The 21,804-nt window shown below is 33.5% G+C and carries 20 protein-coding genes, 1 pseudogene and 1 riboswitch; of the genes and pseudogenes, 6 read left to right on the forward strand and 15 right to left on the reverse strand.

Annotated features, from left to right (window positions below; genetic code table 11):
* Nucleotides 1–135 precede the first annotated feature (135 nt).
* Nucleotides 136–594 carry a helix-hairpin-helix domain-containing protein gene (locus ACH6CY_RS00410; protein WP_374065216.1) on the reverse strand — a complete coding sequence of 153 codons (459 nt, stop codon included), beginning with the start codon at nt 592–594 and terminating at the stop codon, nt 136–138.
* A 637-nt stretch (nt 595–1,231) separates the two neighbouring features.
* Complete coding sequence (locus ACH6CY_RS00415; protein WP_374065217.1) at nt 1,232–1,807, reverse strand: biotin transporter BioY; 576 nt, start codon at nt 1,805–1,807, stop codon at nt 1,232–1,234.
* A 381-nt stretch (nt 1,808–2,188) separates the two neighbouring features.
* Here ACH6CY_RS00415 and ACH6CY_RS00420 point away from each other — a divergent pair, with 381 nt between their 5' ends.
* Complete coding sequence (locus ACH6CY_RS00420; protein WP_374065218.1) at nt 2,189–2,746, forward strand: PadR family transcriptional regulator; 558 nt, start codon at nt 2,189–2,191, stop codon at nt 2,744–2,746.
* Entirely contained in the window at nt 2,730–3,884 is a 1,155-nt protein-coding gene (locus tag ACH6CY_RS00425; protein ID WP_374065219.1) for an MFS transporter, read from the forward strand. Before ACH6CY_RS00420 ends, ACH6CY_RS00425 begins: the two co-directional genes overlap by 17 nt.
* 216 nt (nt 3,885–4,100) lie before the next feature.
* Here the strand turns inward: ACH6CY_RS00425 and ACH6CY_RS00430 are convergent, their stop codons facing one another.
* The 7 genes and pseudogenes from ACH6CY_RS00430 to ACH6CY_RS00460 all read right to left on the reverse strand — a co-directional run bounded on the left by ACH6CY_RS00430 (nt 4,101) and on the right by ACH6CY_RS00460 (nt 10,733).
* Nucleotides 4,101–5,096: an alpha/beta fold hydrolase gene (locus ACH6CY_RS00430; protein WP_374065220.1), complete on the reverse strand. Its 996-nt coding sequence runs from the start codon at nt 5,094–5,096 to the stop codon at nt 4,101–4,103.
* A gap of 46 nt (nt 5,097–5,142) precedes the next feature.
* A pseudogene (locus tag ACH6CY_RS00435) lies at nt 5,143–5,608 on the reverse strand (histidine phosphatase family protein).
* Between the two features lie 9 nt (nt 5,609–5,617).
* The gene (locus tag ACH6CY_RS00440; RefSeq protein WP_374065221.1) at nt 5,618–6,136 is read right to left on the reverse strand and encodes a GrpB family protein; all 519 of its coding nucleotides are present in this window, start codon (nt 6,134–6,136) and stop codon (nt 5,618–5,620) included.
* Nucleotides 6,137–6,222: 86 nt separating this feature from the next.
* Nucleotides 6,223–6,675 carry a GNAT family N-acetyltransferase gene (locus ACH6CY_RS00445; protein WP_374065222.1) on the reverse strand — a complete coding sequence of 151 codons (453 nt, stop codon included), beginning with the start codon at nt 6,673–6,675 and terminating at the stop codon, nt 6,223–6,225.
* A 55-nt stretch (nt 6,676–6,730) separates the two neighbouring features.
* Complete coding sequence (locus ACH6CY_RS00450; RefSeq protein ID WP_374065223.1) at nt 6,731–7,048, reverse strand: hypothetical protein; 318 nt, start codon at nt 7,046–7,048, stop codon at nt 6,731–6,733.
* Between the two features lie 102 nt (nt 7,049–7,150).
* Entirely contained in the window at nt 7,151–7,594 is a 444-nt protein-coding gene (locus ACH6CY_RS00455; RefSeq protein ID WP_374065224.1) for a PH domain-containing protein, read from the reverse strand.
* 1,042 nt (nt 7,595–8,636) lie between these two features.
* Nucleotides 8,637–10,733, reverse strand: coding sequence for a copper-translocating P-type ATPase (locus ACH6CY_RS00460; RefSeq protein WP_374065225.1), 2,097 nt, complete (start codon nt 10,731–10,733; stop codon nt 8,637–8,639).
* Between the two features lie 167 nt (nt 10,734–10,900).
* Here ACH6CY_RS00460 and brnQ point away from each other — a divergent pair, with 167 nt between their 5' ends.
* The gene (gene brnQ / locus ACH6CY_RS00465) at nt 10,901–12,253 is read left to right on the forward strand and encodes a branched-chain amino acid transport system II carrier protein (protein ID WP_374065226.1); all 1,353 of its coding nucleotides are present in this window, start codon (nt 10,901–10,903) and stop codon (nt 12,251–12,253) included.
* Nucleotides 12,254–12,313: 60 nt separating this feature from the next.
* Here the strand turns inward: brnQ and ACH6CY_RS00470 are convergent, their stop codons facing one another.
* Nucleotides 12,314–12,646 (reverse strand): hypothetical protein, encoded by a 333-nt coding sequence (locus ACH6CY_RS00470; RefSeq protein ID WP_374065227.1) that lies wholly within the window; start codon nt 12,644–12,646, stop codon nt 12,314–12,316.
* 194 nt (nt 12,647–12,840) lie between these two features.
* Between ACH6CY_RS00470 and ACH6CY_RS00475 the strand changes: the two genes are divergently transcribed.
* Nucleotides 12,841–14,130 carry a hydroxymethylglutaryl-CoA reductase, degradative gene (locus ACH6CY_RS00475; protein ID WP_374065228.1) on the forward strand — a complete coding sequence of 430 codons (1,290 nt, stop codon included), beginning with the start codon at nt 12,841–12,843 and terminating at the stop codon, nt 14,128–14,130.
* Nucleotides 14,131–14,622: 492 nt separating this feature from the next.
* Here ACH6CY_RS00475 and ACH6CY_RS00480 read toward each other — a convergent pair whose 3' ends face one another.
* Complete coding sequence (locus ACH6CY_RS00480; RefSeq protein ID WP_374065229.1) at nt 14,623–15,795, reverse strand: hydroxymethylglutaryl-CoA synthase; 1,173 nt, start codon at nt 15,793–15,795, stop codon at nt 14,623–14,625.
* Between the two features lie 216 nt (nt 15,796–16,011).
* Here ACH6CY_RS00480 and ACH6CY_RS00485 point away from each other — a divergent pair, with 216 nt between their 5' ends.
* Nucleotides 16,012–17,190, forward strand: a complete 1,179-nt coding sequence (locus ACH6CY_RS00485) for an acetyl-CoA C-acetyltransferase (RefSeq protein WP_374065230.1) — start codon at nt 16,012–16,014, stop codon at nt 17,188–17,190.
* Between the two features lie 69 nt (nt 17,191–17,259).
* Here the strand turns inward: ACH6CY_RS00485 and ACH6CY_RS00490 are convergent, their stop codons facing one another.
* From ACH6CY_RS00490 to ACH6CY_RS00500, 3 genes are all read right to left on the reverse strand, one after another.
* Nucleotides 17,260–17,397 carry a YpzI family protein gene (locus ACH6CY_RS00490; RefSeq protein WP_374065231.1) on the reverse strand — a complete coding sequence of 46 codons (138 nt, stop codon included), beginning with the start codon at nt 17,395–17,397 and terminating at the stop codon, nt 17,260–17,262.
* Between the two features lie 85 nt (nt 17,398–17,482).
* The gene (gene nhaC, locus ACH6CY_RS00495; protein ID WP_374065232.1) at nt 17,483–18,856 is read right to left on the reverse strand and encodes a Na+/H+ antiporter NhaC; all 1,374 of its coding nucleotides are present in this window, start codon (nt 18,854–18,856) and stop codon (nt 17,483–17,485) included.
* Between the two features lie 39 nt (nt 18,857–18,895).
* On the reverse strand, nt 18,896–19,702 hold the full coding sequence (locus ACH6CY_RS00500; RefSeq protein WP_374065234.1) for a YitT family protein: 807 nt from the start codon (nt 19,700–19,702) through the stop codon (nt 18,896–18,898).
* Between the two features lie 628 nt (nt 19,703–20,330).
* Between ACH6CY_RS00500 and ACH6CY_RS00505 the strand changes: the two genes are divergently transcribed.
* Entirely contained in the window at nt 20,331–20,873 is a 543-nt protein-coding gene (locus ACH6CY_RS00505) for a site-specific integrase (RefSeq protein WP_374065489.1), read from the forward strand.
* Between the two features lie 57 nt (nt 20,874–20,930).
* Here the strand turns inward: ACH6CY_RS00505 and tenA are convergent, their stop codons facing one another.
* Entirely contained in the window at nt 20,931–21,602 is a 672-nt protein-coding gene (tenA, locus tag ACH6CY_RS00510; RefSeq protein WP_374065237.1) for a thiaminase II, read from the reverse strand.
* Between the two features lie 68 nt (nt 21,603–21,670).
* A riboswitch (TPP riboswitch) is annotated at nt 21,671–21,780 on the reverse strand.
* Between the last annotated feature and the right edge of the window lie 24 nt (nt 21,781–21,804).

The following is a 21,804-nucleotide window of genomic DNA, read 5'->3' on the forward strand; positions in this document are numbered from 1 at the left end:
AGGTGAAGAAATACTTCTTCATTATAGACTGCTAACATAATCTAAACCAAAATAATCTTTTAAACCCACCTTTATTTCCATGTCAGTTAATGGAGTTTCCTCTTAAGAAACATACTTTATAATTGCCTCCCAATTTTATTCGTGCCAAGGAGTTATTGGTCTGTTTTTAGGAAAACCGATCTTATTACGATAAGTCTTCCGTTCCTCTGTAAAATCAAACCACTGTTTACTACTCTTAGGATTGTTAGCAAAGTAAATTACACAACGTATTTGGTCTTCAACACAACTATCAGTCCATACACCCAACTGTTGCTCTAATTCATCAAAAAGTTTGGCACCATTTTTTTCTTTAATTTCCGATAATGAAAAAAGCTTAAGTTCAAAAACCAGTTTCTCAGCCAATTTAAGACCAATAGAAGGCACACTCTGAAAATCGGCTAATCCCTTTAAAATATTTGCTCTTTCATATGAAACATCTAACAATACTGCTATATGTTCTTTGTTAAAAGTATGTAATTCCCTAATTTTCACTTTAGCTTTTCTAAGTTTATCTTTTTCGCCGTCAGTTAGAGGCAATTTAGTATAGGAACTCAAAATAATACCCCCTCTTTTAATTTTTGAAACTTACATATAAACTATTTATTCTTTAATTATTCTACCTGGTTATGAGGATTTTTCACAATCTTATTTATAACATTCATATTTATTAATCAATATTCCTCATAATATGGACTTAAGTAATGTTCAGCGAAGTCTTTTTTAGAACATCTTTTTCCATCATATGGTGTTACTTTTAATTTAACTTCAAGATCAAGTAAAGTTCAACAACTTCCATTTGTTTGACTCTATAATCCAACACTTCCCGCAATAATTATACGTTTATAATCGACAATGGGATCAAACTGTATGTGATTATAACTACATTCAATAATATCTTGTTAAACAATTCCATCGTGATCTAGTATCGTTAACGATGTACAAATAAGACTTGTCCAAATCCTTCAACGGTCAATCTCTATATTTAATACTAATAGTCTAATTTCTATTCTGTATTATTTTTTAAATTTAATTGCATACAAAAACTACGTGGCACTTCAAAGAAATATTACTCGATGAAAAATGCTACGTAGTTTCATTCTGAATCACTCAATGTCTTCTTTCGTTTTCCTTCTTAATCATCTGTTCTATTAGACAACAACTTCCCTCATATATAGTGAAAGAATTTTCAGTTTTATGAAGTGATTGTTTTTGTTAGGTTAGGGTGAATTAACTTAGCTTGAATTAACCTTTTTCTTATTGTAATTCCGAGCCAACTAGCTAAATACGCTTTTATAAGTCCGACTACAATAAATGGATAAACTCCTGAAATTAGCGCCTGATTCCATGTTAAATCTAATACTATTTTCAACTGAATTGATCCAAAAATAAGTGTTATAATCATTCCAACAGTGTTGGCTACCATTGCCATCGTTATATTATATTTTGTTTTTTCTAAAATATATCCTGTTACTAACGCTGTGACAACAAAACCAAATATGTACCCTCCGGTTGGGCCAACTAATATTTGTACGCCACCAGAAAATCCCGCAAAAACCGGTAAACCCACTGCACCTAATAAAATATAACAAATCATTGCTATCGTACTGTACCTACTACCAATAATCGTTGCTGCTAACCCTACCGCTAACGTTTGTCCGCTAATAGGAACAACCGGAATTGGAATCTCTATTTGAGCCAGTACCGCTGTTACAGCTGCAAAAACACCACATAAAATAATTGCTCTTAGTCTTGATTTACTCCTATTCAAAGAATCATCTCCCTATACACACTATTGTCAACCTTTTTATTTTTACGTTAACAATGGTATATTAACATATTTTTTTTAGCAAGCATAGTATTTTTCTTAGGAAATACACATAACGGGATCAAACTCTTCAAATGTTGCTAATTAATTTAGCATGTCACCTTCCTCAAAATGCTTATTTAATGTATTTTTATATTTTTTCTGCCCCTTCCCTACTGCTTTATCCTGTATCTTCATAAAAACTACGGGATTCAAATTTTGGATTCTAAAAATTTTGTACTTATATTATTATATTTGTCTTTTCTAAATTATTTTATAATATCTTGACAATAATACTAAACGTTTAGTATTATAAGTTTAGTATTATGGTGGAGGGATTAATATATGACACGTACTATGGTTCTGGGACTTCTAAAAGCAAATGGCTCGATGTCAGGATATGAAATTCAACAAATGATGGAATCATCACAAACAGATATGTGGGCTTATGTAAAACCAGCATCTATATATCACGCTTTAAAGAAAATGCAAGTCGAGGGAAAAGTCGCATTGGAAAAAGTTGAAAGTACTGGGTTAAGAACCAGGTCAATATTTAAAATAACAGAAAAAGGAGAGTACGAACTAAATCAGTTACTTATAGATTCGTTTACTAACTCATCTGTAGTATTTCCCGCGTCTCTTTATACTGCATTAACATTTATGGAAAACTTAAATGATGATCAAATATTAAGTAGTTTAGAGAAACAAAAGCAAGAGATTACAAGACTTTATAACAGTATGAAGGCGGGGTACGAGCTAAAACAGAAAGCTTTAGGAGAATTACCTAATAATATCAATGTTATTTTTAACAATATGTATGAGCAATGTGAACTGCAGCTGAAAACTATTGAAGAAATAATTACGTTTATTAAAGGAGGAAAATATAATGAACAGAAACATTAAATCATCTGTTTTAATTGTAGTAATTCTAGCAATTTTTACAGATATGCTTATGTATGGATTAGTAGTACCATTCTTACCAGTTCACGCTGAATCATTAGGAGCCTCACAATCAGAAATAGGTTTATTATTTGCCAGTTATGCCCTTGCTTTATTTTTGACGACCCCATTTTTTGGAGCTTTAGCAGATAAAGTCGGTAGAAAAAAGCTTTTAGTGTTAGGTCTTTTTGCACTTGCAGTAACAACTTTAATATATGCTTTCGCAACAAGTTTCTGGATCCTTGTATTGGCACGTTTATTACAGGGACTCGCTGCGGCGATACCATGGACAGCTGGATTGGCATTATTAGCAGAAGTGTTTCAAAAAGAAGAGAGAGGAAAGGCTATGGGCATGGCTATGTCTGGTCAGGCAGGCGGAGTGTTATTAGGACCTCCAATTGGAGGTTGGCTTTATGAATTTGGTGGATACCACTTACCTTTTTTCATTGCAACAGGAATTGCACTTATTACCGCGATACTATGTTTAGTCTTGCTTCGGAAAATCCCTGAAACAAAGACAGAAAATTTTACGTCCCCTTTTAAAATCCTACGAAATAGAAATGTTTTAATCATTGCAGGAGTTGCAGTTGTTGGTGCATCTGTTTTTTCCAGTATTGAGCCGACATTACCAATTCATTTTAATGAAAAATTAGAAATATCAACCGGGGTTATTGGAGTTTTATTCTTAGTGGTTACGCTTGGTTATGGGGTAACGTCCCCTCTCATCGGGTCTATTTCAACTAAGATTGGGCATGTCAAAACAATAAGGATTGGTATTATAATGGCAGCAATCGTACTCCCACTAAACACTTTGCCTACTTTAGTATGGTTACAAGTAGTTACTCTTGTACTTTTAGGAATCACTCTTGGAATGATTTTAACTCCTGCACTCCCTAAGTTAGCAGATATTTCTCAAGAAGCCGGTGCTGTATCTCAAGGTCTAACTTATGCTGTTTATAATACATCCTATTCATTTGGTATGATGGTTGGTCCAGTGGTAGCGAGTATATTAACAGGTAGATTAGGACTAATAATAGCATATTCAGTGATGGGGATTCTTTTCATTTTATACTTATTTCCTCTAGCAAAATTAAAATCTTAAATCAATATTGAAAGCAGCCTAAGAACTGAAAGAAGAGTTATACACCAACCCATTTTGATCACTTTCAAACCGGGTTGGTCAGGTTCCCATTCTTCTCTTACCGATGGATTTTTAAGGACAAAAGAAATTCTTGGCTTTAAATTTTCATGTGAATGATACTGTTGTTACACCTTATATTTTGTCAGCTTTTCATTGGGATTTTCTCAAACACAGCTGTTAGTAATCACCTTTAATTACATCTAAAACTTCAGACTCCATAATTTCACAAAAACGTTCTTGTTCCTCAATAAAGGGTGCATGAGCGGAATTTTCAAAAGTGTGCATTTTCTTGAATGGAGCTTCAATGGATTCATAGTAGCGTTTAGCTTGAGTATATGTTGTTTGATAATCATGTTGACCGTGTAGTATAAATACTGGAAGGTTAAATGTTGGAGCAAGTTCTACTAAATCAGTAGTTGCAAGTGCATGACCTAATGATTGCCAGCTAGAAACACTTCTAGGGAAAATATTTAATCGTTCTTTGAAAGTATAGTTTGGACAAGCGAAAACATGTCTAAGGATTTCAAAATTTGAATATCCTTTTCGTTTAAAACCACCTCCATATTTGTTTGTGTATTTTGACTTAAATGTACCGAATGAACGATTCTGATAGTAATTTTCATCGAAATCCATCTTTTCTATTTGCTTCAATGCGCGTTTATCGTTCATACGGTTTGCGGCTTTTAAAATAAAGTCATAGATTTCATTTTCTGACTCTCTTGATGATGCGATTTGACCTATACCAATATATGCATGAATGAGGCTTGGGTTTTGACTTGCTACAAGACTTCCTAAGTAAGATCCCCATGAATGACCAAGCAAAAACACCTTGTCTCGTGAATAGTTGTGTTTCAAATATTTTATTACTTCAATGGTATCATCAACTAATTGCTCCACTGTTAACGACGTGGATTTTCCAGCATTATAAGACATTCCCGTGCCTCTTTGATCCCAATAACAGACATCGAAAAACTGCTCTAACCTTAAACCATGAGCTTTAACAATAGGATAAACAGGAAAACCTGGACCTCCGTGCAAAAATAATAACAATGGTTTGTTTTGGTTTAGAGACTCCATAATTAATCCTTGTCTTGTTCCATTAATTTCAATGTATTGTTTTGTTATTGTTCCACCTTCATTATTCAAAGGTTTTTCAATCGAATCTAAAAGCATTTTATCCCCCTCCCACTTATTGACGTACCCTCATAGTTTAAAAAATTTATAACCTTAACAACTCACTATCAATTTCTGTGATAGAAGTATTATCATTTGCGAATTTTCTCACCTCTTCAAATGGAGTGTCTGTTAAATAGCATTGCAAGCACATAATTACAGCACTGTGTGTAACAATTCCAATTATTGTCTAATATTTTCTTTAGTGCTATTAAAGTACGTTCTAATATATCTTGGTACGACTCTCCATTGGGCGTTCTAGTGTATGTTCGATGATTAAACCAGACATCAAATTCTCTAGGATACAATAAGGGTATTTCATCCCACGACAATCCTTCCCATTCACCTAGATTCATTTCCTCTAATCCTTGTCTAACCATATATTCAGTCTGAATAATCTCACTTATTATTTTAGCTGTTTCGATTGCTCTTTTTTGTTTGCTCGAAAATATCTTTGTGATTTTATAATTAGAAGCTATAATTTCTTTACTTAATTGCTTGGCTTGTATAATTTCATTGTTTTACGCCTTTTCTTTACTAGCTTTTTCTATGATGTTTTTAATGAATGGTCTCTTTGCCTTTGTATATGTTGATCTATCGAAGTGATATTTAGTTGCAAGTTCCTTTTTTAGAGAATAATATTCTTTTGATGCTTCAGGATGTGACCTTAAGTAATCACGAAACAACAATTTTTCATTCCATTCAACATTATTAAATTCACAAATATGTAAATGATATGTACTACGACCTGATATTCGTGATCTGAAGAATTTTCTATCCGTTATCTCTGGCTTAGGAACAAACTCAAAATCAATTTTATTTAGAGCATTTACAAGTGCTTCTACATCGTTTAAATTATTCACTCCCACCATAATATCGATTATTGGTTTTGATCCTAAACCTTTTATGGATGTACTCCCGATATGTTCAATTCCAATAATTTCATTACCTATAGCCTCATTAATTCTATTTTTCTCATTTTCAAATTGTAATGGCCAATTAGGGTCGTACTCACTGAGATTAACAACAGGATTTATCAAAACAGTTACCACCCATCTTGTTTTATTTTGAAGGAATTTTCTCCAAATCTAGTAAGATAATAGGCTTGTTCTTTGTGAATACTATTTTATATATCTTGAGCTAATCGAATCATATCTTTACACTGAATGCCATTTTCAAAAATCTCTTCTGAATAATGTCTAGTGAAAAATTCTATATCAATACTAACAATTCGAAATCCGCACTTTTGATAAAGAGCCAATTGGCTGAGACTTGAATTACCAGTACCAACCTCCATTGTTTTATAACCCTTTGCTTTTGCCGCTTTTATTGCTTCTTTTACTAATCTCTTCCCTATTCCTTTACCTTGTTTTTCTTCAGTCACTGCTATATTAATTAATTCCAATGTTCCAGGTCTTGTAGGGAGAAGTACAAATACGCCAATCATTTCTCCTTTTTCTTCTGCTATATAACACATTCCTCTGTCTACATAGTCATTTACAATATCTTTAGATGGATCAGCTAATAACAGTAATTCTTTAGGTGGATTTTCATTTGATTTAAGTTTTCTAATATTCATAATGATCACCAGCTTTTACTTGATTTGATTTCTGTTTTTAAATGTTTGGAGAACATCAATGGCTTTTTTCTTGAAACAAAATCAAGTTAACTATGTTTAATAAAATAGTAACAACTACAAGAACTGATGAGGCTAACGCAACAGCACCTATCGTATCCATAAGCGCAGCCCAATCTTCAATCTTCACCAAATAATAGTTATATAAAATTTGAAAACATATTGATATAGTACAAGCACTAAGACTGAAAACAGCAAGAATATGCCAACTTTTATATTCTTGCTTCTTGCCTTGTATCAAACTAAGTACAGGTAGTATCCAAGCAATTAAACCAAGTATTAGACTTCCAACATTAAGCAAACCATAATCTAACATGTATTATGCTCCTTTGTTCGTGGTTTTTAAGTGTTTTTTAATTTGAATAATCTTTCCTCTTTATCAAGAAATCTAATTTCAAATATAGGAACGTTCCCTAATTTATTGATAATATTGTAAGTTAGGACAGCGTTGCTTTAACTCGGCTATAAATTCTTCTTTATTTTTAGGTGATATTTTTACGCTTCCTAGAGTTGCATTTTCATAAAAAATTTCAATCCCATCTCTTGCTGACATTATTCTATATCCTATAAAGATTGATGTTGTAGGTAAAACTTTTTTTATATTTTCATATAGAATTCGACTTCTAAATGGCCCGCCTTTTACTAATAAATAATCTTGACTAAATACATACTTAATTGAAAAAACAGTCCATAAAATTAACCCCATTATAATAAGGTATATCGTGGTTAATATTAGAAATACCACAAATTCATTTCGAATTTCTTCAAAAAATAGTGGCAGAAATGTCGCAACACCAATTATCAAACCAACTATCAATATGAAATTTGCATAGAATCTATCCACTTTTGAACGAAAAGTCATCAATCAACTCTACCTCCTTTTTGCTATCTGACATGTACTCATGTACTGTAGAATTTTTGGAAACACATTCATTAACTGACATTTGTAAATGAAATTTAAAGCCTATCATTGTTTTACCAACTCTGAAATTTCACTACCTTATTTATCCGAATTATAATAACTTACTATTGCTTCTAAGTATTTGGTTAGTCCATTACTTGCTATGTGTATGGAACAATTCCTCTCTTTTAATAGCTTAAAATTTCCTTTGCATTGGGATATAAAGCACCCTATCCATTTATTGTATTCTTGAGTAAACTTTCCAATAAAGAGGAATCAGTGTACGCTTTTTCTTCATGGGACTAATTAGATGACAAAGCTTCTCGTACTTTTTAAAGACACGCCCATAAATTCACGGTATTTATCGATAGGATTTTATATTGTGTTTATTCATAGCCTGTAACTGTTCGCAAATATCATCAAGTGAGTATTTTAAAATTTTATTAGTTTAAAAGAATATATAATCCATCTATATTTGATGATCTAGGCTAATAAATAAAATAGGAGCAATACGTCAAGGGCAAACAGAGCTATACCAAAACCTATAATTAATATGTACGATATTTATCATTTCATTAAATATGCCCCTCCTTCTTTTTTGAGCATTATACAAATAATTTTATTACATTATAATCCTTAGTCACTTATAATCAATTATCTGACCTATCGAACAATCAATAGACTAACTACAGAACAAGATCTGATTGCCAAAAAAGTCAAAATATAGGCATAATAAGAAACCAAGAAATTTATCATAATAAAGTTTTATTTTAGAAAGCAACATCTACTAAGATGCTCAATATAATCCAGTTGTTTCACTAATCGTTAATGTAATTAAAATCAATTAACACACTTAATTATAACAAGATTTCACCAAATAATCACTATGGTTTTCCGTAATTTTAACAAAAAAACCAGTTTCCTGTGAACAAAAATAGAAGCACATCATTGCTGTAAAAAACAATGACATACTTCTAAATGTTTCTATCTTACTTATGCTATGCTACCCCTTAAACATTCGAGCATTAATCGCCACAATCACGGTACTTAGTGACATCAATACCGCACCTACAGCTGGACTTAACACAATACCGATTGGTGAGAGTATACCTGCTGCAAGTGGAATGGTAACGATGTTATAGCCTGCAGCCCACCATAAGTTTTGAATCATTTTCTTATATGTGGATCTAGACAAATCAACAATAGAAACGACATCTTCTGGGTTACTTCTAACTAAAACAACATCGGCTGTTTCCATTGCAACATCAGTACCAGCGCCAATTGCTATACCTAAATCTGCATTTGCAAGTGCAGGTGCGTCATTGACACCATCTCCGGTCATAGCAATTTTTTTACCGTTTTTCTTAATCTCCTTTATCTTGTCTGCTTTTTCATGTGGTAATACTTCAGCAACGACTTGATCTACATTTAATTGTTTTGCGACCCATTGAGCAACCTTATAATTATCACCAGTTAACATTTGGGACTCAATATTTAATTCTTTCAAACGAGAAATGGCTTGTGCAGCACTTTCTCTAACTTTATCAGCTAATGCGATCATACCTGCTAATTTATCGTTGATTATCACAAAGACAACTGTTTTCCCTTGCTCTGACCATTCATTGAAGTTTTCTTCATTATAATTTAACTCCTGCTCCTGTACATATCCAGGACTGACTACTAATATTTCGTTGTCATTAATAGTTCCTCTCAATCCTTTACCAGTCATGGACTCGAATGCTTTTGGTTCAATAAAGGAAATTTTTTGTTCTTTTGCTTTTTCTACTATCCCTCTTGCAATAGGATGTTCGGATTGTACTTCCAATGATGCTGCCATTTGTAACATTTTATCTTGATCATAATTCTCTTCTGTCAAAATATTAGTGACACCGAACTCACCTTCAGTTAACGTTCCAGTTTTATCAAAAACAACCGCTTCTATATTTCTTGCTTCTTCAAAGTTGGTTCGATTCCTAATTAACAATCCTTGCTTAGCTGCTAGTGCTGTTGAGCGCGCAACTACTAATGGAGCCGCTAAGCCAAGCGCATGTGGACAGGCAATTACCATTACGGTTACCATTCGTTCTAAAGCATAAGAAAAGGAATAGCCTAATCCTAACCAAACAGTCAGTGTGATCGCCCCTGCTCCTAAAGCAATATAGAATAACCATTTAGCTGCGCGATTAGATAAATCCTGAGTCTTAGACCTTGATTCCTGTGCTTCTTTGACCATAGTAACCACTTGAGATAGATAGCTATCTTCCCCTGTTTTTTCTACTTGAATCGTTAGTGAACCTTCACCATTAATCGATCCACCAATGACATCATCGTCTTTTTCTTTGTCTATTGGCACGGACTCCCCTGTTAGTAAGGATTCATTTACAGCAGAGTGTCCTTTGAGAATACTACCATCTACGGGTATTTTTTCTCCTGGCTTTACTAGCACTTTATCGCCATGCTGCAAACTAGAAACACTTACATCTTTTATTTCATCGTTCTCATCAATAATATGTGCTTCTGATGGCATCATTTTCACAAGCTCTTCTAAAGCATTTGATGCACCCATTACAGATCGCATTTCAATCCAGTGCCCTAACAACATGATATCGATTAATGTTGCAAGCTCCCAGAAAAAATTATTTCCTGATAGTCCAAATACAGTCAATGAACTATAGACATACGCAACGACAATCGCTAACGCAATTAATGTCATCATACCTGGATTCTTTTGTTTTAATTCATCAATTGATCCTGTCAAGAATGGTTTACCACCGTAAAAGAAAATAAATGTAGCTAATACGAATAAAACATATTTAGCTCCCGGAAAGGTAAGCTCAAAATTAAAAAATTCCTGAATCATAGGTGATAAAAGTAATATTGGAATAGTTACTACTATTGAAATATAAAATCTCTTTTTGAAATCTGCAATCATATGTCCGTGATCATGACCATGAGCATTGTGTTCATGATCTTCCTGATCGGGATGTGTATGGTTGTCATGATTTTCATTATGATGTGGCTCATGCGACTGTTCTTGATGATGTTTTTTATCATGCTCATTCTTATGTTGTTCATAATGATCGTGTTCATTTTTAAACATATGACGATCCTCCTTAAAAAATATTCATCAATAAGCTATACCCGAGTATGGTATATCAAAACACGACATATTAAAACGATTTGAACACACGAAAAATATAAATCTATTGTGCCTTTTCTCAAATACTGTTATTATTTCTATTGTCTTTAGTGGAGGGAGCAATAAACATGCAACAAAAAAAAATACCATTTTCAACATATGTGATTATTGGGACAATGCTATTTGGATTATACTTTGGTGCTGGTAATTTAATTTTTCCAATTCAACTTGGCCAGTTAGTTGGATCTAACTTTTGGCCAGCGTTAATTGGTTTCTTAGTAACAACGATCGGTTTACCTTTTTTAGGAATATTAGCCATTGGTTTATCGAAAAGTAATGGTTTACTTGATTTAGCAAATCGTGTACATCCTGCCTTTGGATTAGTTTTTAGTATGGCGATTTATTTGACAATTGGTCCTTTTTTTGCAATTCCAAGAACAGCTACTGTTCCATTTGTTGTTGGTTTTGAACCTTTTATTAACAAAGCGCAGATTAGTATATCACTAGGTATTTTCAGTTTTTTATTTTTTGCAATAGTTTTTTATTGTTCATTAAACCCCGCAAAAATAATTGATTATGTTGGTAAATATTTAACACCCGCTTTTCTATTGTTCTTATCCCTTTTAATTATTGTTACGATAGTCAAACCAATGGGGAGTTTTGGCTTACCAGTAGGTGATTATTCCAATAATCCATTTATGACTGGATTTAGAGAAGGATATAATACAATGGATGCAATTGCTTCTCTAGCATTCGGTATTGTTGTCATTAATACAATTAAATACAGAGGAATAACAGCTACAAAAATGATTGCAAGCGTAACTTGGAAATCAGGTGTATTTGCTATGGGGTTAATGACACTTATTTATGGCCTGATCACATACATGGGAGCATCCAGTGTAGATGCAATAGGAACGCTTGAAAATGGTGGTATCATTTTCGCTGAAGTAGCTCAATATTATTTTGGTCCTCTTGGTGCGATTTTATTAGCAATTATTATTGTACTAGCTTGTTTGAAGACAAGTATTGGATTAATAACAGCATGTAGTGAATTTTTTCATGATGTCTTTCCCAAAATTAGTTATAAAATGTTCGTGTTTATGCTATCTTTTGTATCTTTTATCATTGCAAACTTTGGATTAAATAATATTATTCAATTTGCCGTACCAGTTTTAATGTTTTTATATCCATTAGCTATTGTTCTAATATTATTAGGTATTAGTTCTATCCTTTTTCATCACAAGAGATCTGTTTATGTCTCGGCCATGACACTAACCTTATTCATTAGTGTCATTGACGGGTATAATGCACTAGTAACTACCCTACCACAGGTTGCAAATTCTTTTTTTGAATTGATAAACAAATACTATTTAACTTATATACCATTTTTTGATATCGGACTTGGTTGGTTTTTCCCTGCCTTAATTGGTGCGATACTAGGTTTCTTTTGGCCAATACAACAATCTAATTTGAAACACTAAGATAGATTAAACAGCCTTCTTCATTGATAGAAGAAGGCTGTTTCTTATAAAAATAGTTATTTATTTTCTGAAAATAACTCGATCAATCAGAATCGATAAGATGGAAATTGCTACAATAATAGTGGTGTTTCGTAAAATCTTTATATAAGTCCTCTCTTTTTGGATAATATAACGCTTTATTTCCTCCCAAGTATACGTATTATCTTTGATAAATGATAATTCATTCTCTGTAAGCGTTGTATCATTACTAACAAACACGTCATTGTTTTCTAAATTATAATTGGTGAAGAACGGAACATTACCGTAAGCTATACTAATCGTTAACGGTATAGCAACGAAAATGACAAATAATAATACGAAAAAAAATAGGATTGGTTTGTTATTTCGATGCATTCTCCCACTCCTCCCTTCTTTTATCTTATTCAATTAAACGTAAGGAATATGTATGAGATAGATAGGAAAAATCTTTTGTCACTTAACTTTGCTCCGTTATCTTTCTATGGTAAAATTACGTTGCATTTATACAATATTGTAAACAATATGGAGTCTAATCATAAGTCTTTCATTAATTAGCAGGAGGAAGAAGAATGAAACAAGCATTTTTAAGCAAATTTTATCAAAAATCAATAAAAGAAAGGTTTGAAGCATTAGTTGCAGCTGAAGTTATCTCTGAGGATGATACGGTGAATTTCAATGATAAATTCCAATTACCTAACGAGATAGCTAACCATATGATTGAGAATCAAATTGCTATTTATGGTGTCCCACTTGGACTAGGATTAAATTTTTTAATTAATGATAACGATTATGTTATTCCAATGGCAACGGAGGAACCATCTGTTATTGCAGCAGCTAGTTATGCCGCAAAAACGATTCGTCAGGCTAGTGGTTTTTCAACAACAGTGCACAATCGTTCGATGATTGGTCAAATTCCGTTGAAAAATGTACCAGATATGGTGTATGCCGAGCGAGTTCTTTCAGAAAAAGCAAATCACATTATAGAAAAGGCGAATGCCGCTCACCCTTCTATCGTTAAACGTGGTGGCGGTGCGAAGTCTATTAAAACAAGAATTATAGAAGCAAATGATATGTATGATTCTCCTGCATTTCTAGTCGTACATATTCATGTAGACACATTAGAAGCCATGGGTGCTAATATAATTAATACAATGGTTGAAGCAATTAAGCCTTATATAGAAAATGTAACAGGTGGATCAGCTATCATGGGGATTCTTTCAAATTATGCTACTGAATGCTTAGTGACTTCAACTTGTCGTATTCCTGTTCACCTCTTAAAACGAACCGGATACACTGGTGAAGAAGTACGTGACAGCATCATAGAAGCTTGTCAATTTGCTTTAGTAGATCCTTACCGTGCTGTGACACATAATAAAGGGATAATGAATGGTATTAATGCTGTAGTACTAGCTTCTGGCAATGATACCCGCGCAATAGAGGCAGGTGTTCATGCCTATGCAGCAAAGTCTGGCCAATATCGTTCGTTAACAAACTGGACAAAGGCGGAAAATGGAGATTTACTGGGTGAGATAACAGTTCCTTTACCTATAGGGACAGTTGGTGGTTCGATCAGTATTCATCCTGCAGCTAAATTTACTAGTCAAGTGCTAGGGTCTCCCTCTGCAAAAGAATTAGAATCTATTATTGCATCAGTTGGGTTAGCACAGAACTTCTCTGCAATTCGAGCACTTGTTACAGAAGGAATTCAAAAAGGACATATGGGCTTACAAGCAAAGTCTCTTGCTATTAGTGCAGGTGCTAAGGGAGATCAAATTGAGAAAGTTACAGAACAATTAAAACAAGCAAAGAATATGAACTTAGCAACTGCAAAAAGTTTGTTAAGAAAGCTAACCAACTAATGTTTAAAAGGATTAAATTCACACATTCTAATCCTTTTTCTGTTTGGTTTTTAATAAGTAATGTATTAGCGTTTTTGCATAGCAAAGCAATGAACTTACTGTAGATAAAATGGATTTAATTGTAAGTGTAATTCTAGCATCTAAATCAAAACTACCTGAAAAAATAAATCTAAAAATATTATAAGTGATAATACTTAATACAGATAATCGTAAAGCACCTTAACATATCGTTTCATAAGCAAACATCTCCTTTTAATTGTTTTCATTATGCTATTTATAGTATCTTTTTTATGCAATATAATAAAATTTTCGTCTAATTAAAATATGAATAGAACCCTAAGTGCCATGGCATAAGTTTTTTATTCCAACCTACTATTCTTTCATTTGTCTATAATTTGTTAACAATCACGGATAATTTTTAAAAAACACCACCAAGTGTCTTATAACACTTTGGTAGTGTTTCTCTTATAAGTAATATATAATTTTGTATCCTTACTTATTCTTACGCACATATTGACGCATATGGTCTTTAATTCCTGCAAAGCAAATAGTTGCAGGGTCTTTTTCAGTTGGTAAATCAATATTCTCAACACCAACTGGTAACGTATCATTGAATTGTGCTTCGTATTCCGCCACAGTTAATACGGTTCGATTTGTTAACATTTGTTCATGCTGTTCTTTAAAAAGGCTTTTACGATAATTTGGTTGCAATATTCCAGTGAAAAATTCTCCAACGGCACCTGATCCATAGCTGAATAGACCAACCCTCTCACCTGGTTCAATAGTTGTATTTCTTTCTAGTAAAGATAATAAGCTCAAGTATAGCGAGCCAGTATAAATGTTTCCAACAGTTGCATTGTATTTTTTGCTTATATCGAAGTTAGCTAATAATCGTGTTTTATCAGCTTCATTCACATCTTCGAGAATAGATTTTAACGCTTTTAATCCCATTTTTGTGTACGGGAGGTGAAAAAGAATTGCTTCAAGGTCAGATAAACCGATACCTGTTTTTTTCGTATACTCGGTAAATAGATCTTGGAAAAAACCAATATATTTATCAACTGAATACTTTCCTTGTACAAATGCGGTATCTGAATAAAGCGGACGCCAAAAGTCCATTACATCCTCTGTTTGATAAGCACTTGGGCTTTCTACTGTCATAATTTTTGGATCAGCACTCATTACAATTGCTACAGCACCTGCGCCTTGAGTTACTTCACCAGAAGTTTGTAGCCCATAACGAGATATATCTGCACCTAATACTAACGCTTTGCTTTCTGGATTCAAAGCAATATGTCCTTTTGCCATCTGAATGCCAGCTGTTGCACTGTAACATGCTTGCTTCACTTCAATTGAACGTGTGTTTCGGTTTAAACCTAATAATTGGTGAATGTAAATAGAAGCTGCTTTCGAATGGTCAATTCCAGACTCTGTTGCAAAGATAACATAATCAATTGCGTCTCTATCCTCATCAGTTAATATTTCTAATGCTGCATTTGCTGCTAATGAAACAGCATCTTGAGTAATCGGAGGAACAGCTATTTTTTCTTGCCCAATTCCAATGGTGAACTTACCAGGTTCAATATTACGAGCAATTGCTAAATCTTCTGTTTCTACATACATGTGTGGCGTGTAGAAGCCAATCTTATCAATTCCAATTTTCAATATCTCTCACACCTTTTAAAAGTATATATGTTTGCTGTTCCTATTTTAGATGATTTTGAAACTTTTTTCTATTAAAAAGTCAATATTCCATCTATTTTATTTGTTTTGAAATGAAATAGATAATAATTTCTTTATAGATATATCATGTTATACTATAATCAACTTGTGTTATTAGATACTCGTACAATCATTTTGTTATAAAGGAGTGCTATCTGAATGGAAGATGTCGTAATTGTAAGTGCAATTCGCACCCCAATCGGTAAATTTGGTGGTAGTCTAAAAGATACATCTGCAAAAAAACTTGGGTCACTAACCGTAAACGAGGCGCTCAAGCAAGCTAATATAAAATCTGATGAAGTTGACTCAGTTATATTCGGAAACGTCCTTCAAGCTGGTTTAGGGCAAAACATCGCCCGTCAAATTTCAATACATGCTGGAATCCCACACGAAGTACCTGCAATGACAATTAATGAAGTTTGTGGTTCGGGAATGAAGTCCGTCATTCTTGGTGCACAATCGATTAAATTAGGTGAAGCAAATATCGTTGTCGTCGGTGGTTCAGAAAATATGAGCCAAGCCCCTCACCTTGTTCGTAATTATCGTTGGGATAAAAGTATAGAAGGAAAAAAAATAATTGATAGTATGATTCATGACGGTTTAACAGATGCTTTTGACCAAACTCATATGGGTGTAACCGCTGAAAATGTTGCTGAAAAATATGGGGTTACCCGTGAAGATCAAGATCAATTCGCATTAGATTCACAGAGAAAAGCGCAAGCCGCTGTGGAACAAAATAAATTTGCAGATGAAATCGTGCCAGTCCTTATTGAGGACAGCAATGGTAATGAACAGTTTTTTGATACAGATGAACATATAAGACACAATTTACAACTAGCAGATTTACAAAAATTAAAAACACCATTCATTGAAAACGGTTCAGTAACGGCCGGCAATGCATCTGGTATTAATGATTGTGCTGCGTCCATCGTTTTAATGAAAAAATCATTAGCAGAAGAACGAAATATTCCTTATTTAGCAACAATTAAAGGATATGCAGAAATAGGAACAGATCCATCGTTAATGGGTTACGCCCCCTACCATGCAACAAAAAAAATAATTAAAAAAGCAGATTTGACTATAGAAGACATTGACCTTTTCGAATTTAATGAAGCATTTGCTGCACAAAGTGTGGCTGTATTGCGGGACTTACAGTTAGATGCGGCTAAAGTCAATGTAAATGGTGGTGCTATTGCATTGGGTCATCCAATCGGTGCATCCGGTACAAGAATTTTGGTCACATTGTTACACGAAATGAAGAAAAGAGATGCTAAGCTAGGATTAGGTTCGCTCTGTGTAGGTGGTGGCATCGGTCTTTCCTTATTAGTTGAACGTTAATATCTAAAGTCAAGCCACTACTAAATGGGTAGTGGCTTTTAAAGTTTCAAATTTGATAAATGACTGTCTTTACTTCCCATCTGGATATTCTCTTACTTCATCAGGACTTGCCATTTTTGTTGCTCCGCTATTACTTAATGCTTGATCTCGATCCGATTCGACACGTCTACTGCGTTTCAACTTTTTCTCTTGTCTATCTTTTCCCACAAGCAACACCTCCTCTTTTTTAGTTTCGTTAATAATTAATAAAATATGCATTGGACAATAATAAGCGAGTTTTTTTCCATACGGTTTATTCTTTTGTAATCATTTTTTCTGTTAGTCCATAGATGATTGTAATGATCGGACTTAGTAAACAAAAGAATGCAAAAGGTAAATAATCAATTACTGGCACATCTAACACATCAGCTAGAAAAACCCCACATACACTCCAAGGAACTAGTGGATTGATCACTGTTCCAGCATCTTCTAACGTTCTTGATAAGTTCTTTCTTGCTAATCGCGCACGGTCATACAAATCTTGATAAGCCTCGCCTGTTAAAAGAATCGATAAATATTGCTCTCCAACAAATACATTAATACCAATAGCGGTTGACGCTGTAGCTAATGTTAAAGATCGAGCTGTCTGTAAGCGGTGTTGTATATTTGCAATAACAGAAGGAATGACTCCAGTAGCAAAAAATAAACCTCCAAGTGCTAAAGCTAGAATAACTAATGAAATGGTAAAAAACATGCTATTTATTCCGCCTCTAGTAAGCATCGCATCAATTATTTCATTATTTGTTTCCGAAACGTAACCACCGAACCATATTTCAGGGATTTCTTTCCATGCTACCGATTCTCTTACACCAGCAATGAATGTTGCAATCATACTGCTAACTGCGATAGATACAAATGCAGGTTGTTTCGTTAGTGTCATAATAACTAATACTATAATTGGGATCCACGCGCTCCAATGAACGAGCGAAGATTGGTTTAATGCTGACTGAATTAGTTCTAAATTCGCCATGTTTTGTGTCTGTTCAGGTGATAATATAGCGAACAAAACAAAAGAGATAAGAAATGCAGGCAATGTCGTCCAAGCCATGTGTCTTATATGTTCAAACAAATCGACTTTCACTATAGAAGAAGCTAGATTTGTTGTATCAGATAATGGTGACATTTTATCACCAAAAAAAGCACCGGATACAATAGCGCCAGCTGTTATTGCCAGAGACGCATCGATCGACTGAGCAACTCCAAGAAATGCTACTCCTAATGTTGCACTTGTTGTAAATGAGCTACCTAGGGCCACACCAGAAACAGCTGTTATAGTAAAAACAATAGCAAAGAACCAAGAACCTTCGGCTAATCCAAAGGCGGCATGCATCAATATGGGAATCGTACCACTAACCATCCAACTACTAATAAGTATACCAATGAGAAAAAACAGAAGAACTGCTCCCATTCCAGTCTGTGCGCCTTGGATCATCCCGTTTTGTAATTCTGCAAAAGAAAACTTCTTACAAAGACCGTAAGTAAGCATAAGTAAAAGTGCTAATAGTATAGGTACATGTGGTTTACTATCTAATTTAATAATAAAGTAACTAATTATAGTAATGAGAAAACTTAAAACAATAAGTGATTCAATTAAGCTTGGTAATTTTTTTGGTTGTAAATGTAACATCTCGCTGCCCCCAACTCTTTGCTAGAGAAATATATCTGTTTAATTTCTAGCAAATTCTCCATCAACTTCTATTGTCTCATATATGTTTATAAATGCTTGTTTATCATGCTTTCGGACAATTTTTTTGATTTGAATTGTCTCGTAACGTGTTACTACCATCATTAATATTTGTTTTCTTTCTTCTGTATACCCTCCATACCCATCCATAACCGTAATGCCGCGATAAATGGATTGGATTAAATCTTTGCGAATGTTATCACCGTTTGATGTAACAATTTGCATCGTTAATTTTATATGATTCGTATGTATGGTATCAATAACTTTTCCTGTCAAATAAATGGATAACATCGTGTATAGTGCCAAATTCCAATCAAATACAGCACCTGAGATAAGAACGATTAATCCATTCATTCCAGTTAAAAGCATGCCAACACTAACATTACTTGCTCTAGATATAATAATTGCAACGATATCTAATCCACCTGAAGTACCAGAGTACTTTAGAATTAATCCAATTCCCGCTCCTCCAAACACACCACCGAAAATACTGGATAATAAAATATTGTCTGTCACGGGAACAATTGGAATGATATACAAAAATACTGATAGGGAAGTAACACATACAATGGTATTAATAATGATTGTTCTACCTAGCTTATAATACCCCCATATTAATAATGGAATGTTTAACAAAAAATTTATAACTCCTATATTAATTGGCGTTAAAATACCAAATAATATTGCAATTCCACTTAGTCCGCTACTTAGTATTTCATACGGAACTAAAAAAAGATTAAATGCTATTGCTACGATTAGTGATCCGATAATTACAACTAAATTTTTCAATGGCTACCTCTTACCTTTCTCATCTTATAAAGCATTACTTTTCATTTGATTACGCTAAAGTTAGCAAAAGAATCCATAGCCTGTCAATAGCATTCATTATTCACACTAAATTCAAACTATTCATATTTACACATCGCACGGATTCGAATTTGTCTTCCTTGCATTCATAATGAAACATAATAGATATTATGTTTCATTATGAAAATAAATGAAAGCTTGATATAATAACGGATAATCGATATAATGTAATTCTGGTTGTTTTTTCAAGGATACATATTGATCTATTGCGTTCATGAATATATTACCATATAGCATCTAATTTTAATTGTATTGATTTACGCAGAGAAAGATTCTGAGAAAGATAAACCAAGTTCCTTAAGTGATAACAAATCTAAATTCAACTGAATGAATTTTGACGTGTGAAATGGTTTGGAGGTTTGACATAATGGAAAAAAAAGAATATATCGATCATGTTTTTTTAACTAAAGGGGAGTATATTTATTTGTTAAAAAAATATGGCGAGTATGAATTACAGAAGAAAATGCACGAACTAAGTTTATCGAAACAAAAAAGTATGAAACGGAGATACATGATTAAATCGGATTATCATGCAATTATTAGTAAAGGGATGCAAACAGTACAGCCGATTCGAGATAAATATTTAATTGAAGCAATGAAACAAGAGCTAAAGAAAGGGTCGTACCGTAATTATTTTTTATTTGTTATGGGTATTAACACTGGATTACGTATCAGCGACCTCTTACCTCTTCGTGTTGCAGACGTAAAAGATCAAACGCATATTGTGATTAAAGAAACAAAAACAAGAAAAATGAAACGATTTCTAATTAACTTAGAACTTAGGAACCTTATACATGATTATACAATACAGATGCGAATGGGAGACTACTTGTTCCCATCGCATAAAACTGATTTACCGATTAAGCGTGTGCAAGCGTATAAAATTTTGAATGAAGCTGCGAATAACATAGGCATTCAAGACTTTGGAACCCATAGCTTACGAAAAACGTTTGGGTTTTGGCATTACACGATGCATAAAAATGTTGCCTTGCTTCAAGATATTTTTAATCATTCGTCTCCAGATATTACTTTACGGTATATTGGAATCAACCAAGACATTGTTGATAAAAGCTTGGAGCATTTTAGCTTATAAAAATAGCCCTCCAAATGTTACTCATACTTTGTAACTTTGGAAGGCTATTTCGATTGTTTATAATGTTTGAACCGGCCATTTTTCCAGCTTATATGCCATATCCCAAAACATATATTCATATTGAACACTTATAAAAAAATGATTTTTCATTCTATTTCGCTCTTGTTCTGTTACCGTCTTAGCTATGTTATCTAATCGATTAATTTGTTCGTCAACTAATGTACGAAACCACTCTGAACCATACGCATTAATCCATTCTTCATAAATAGATTGGTTTGGTGTTTTATCTTTTAAATTCTCACCAACATCATAGTAAATCCAATAACAAGGTAATATACTTGCAATGATATCACCTAAATGACCTTGATAAGCTGCTTGATATAAATGAGAAGTATAGCCATATGCAGTAGGCGCTGGCTTAAAATCCTTTATTTCTTCTTCACTTATATTTAACTGTTTGGCAAATGTTCGATGTAAAGCTAATTCAGCCTCATACGTCCCTTGTGCATGTTTGTTCATATTATTTGTTGTTTCTAGATCGCTCGCTTTGGCCCCACCTAAGGATTGTACTCTTGCAAAATGACTTAAATAGTAAGAATCTTGCAAGACATAATAGCGAAAGTTCTCCAATGGCAATGTTCCGTTCCCAATCGCTTGTACAAATGGGTGCTCCACGCTTGCTTTCCAAACAACATCAATTTCTTTTCGTATTTCTTGAGTAAAAGACATACATAACCTCCTAAAGACATAACAAAAAACCACTTACTATCATTAAGGAATAGAAAAGTGGCTAATAAAATAACCCTTTTCCACTTCCCTACGCTAGTTTAAACGAGATCAGGTTCGAAGGGTCTTGAAGTCATACTTCAATCTCAGTCTTTTATAAAAGACTCCCCTAGTGGTGAAAAGTTTTGTCATTATTTAATTACTT

It is taken from the genome of Paraliobacillus sp. JSM ZJ581 (genome assembly GCF_044383835.1).
Classification (GTDB): Bacteria; Bacillota; Bacilli; order Bacillales; family Amphibacillaceae; genus Paraliobacillus.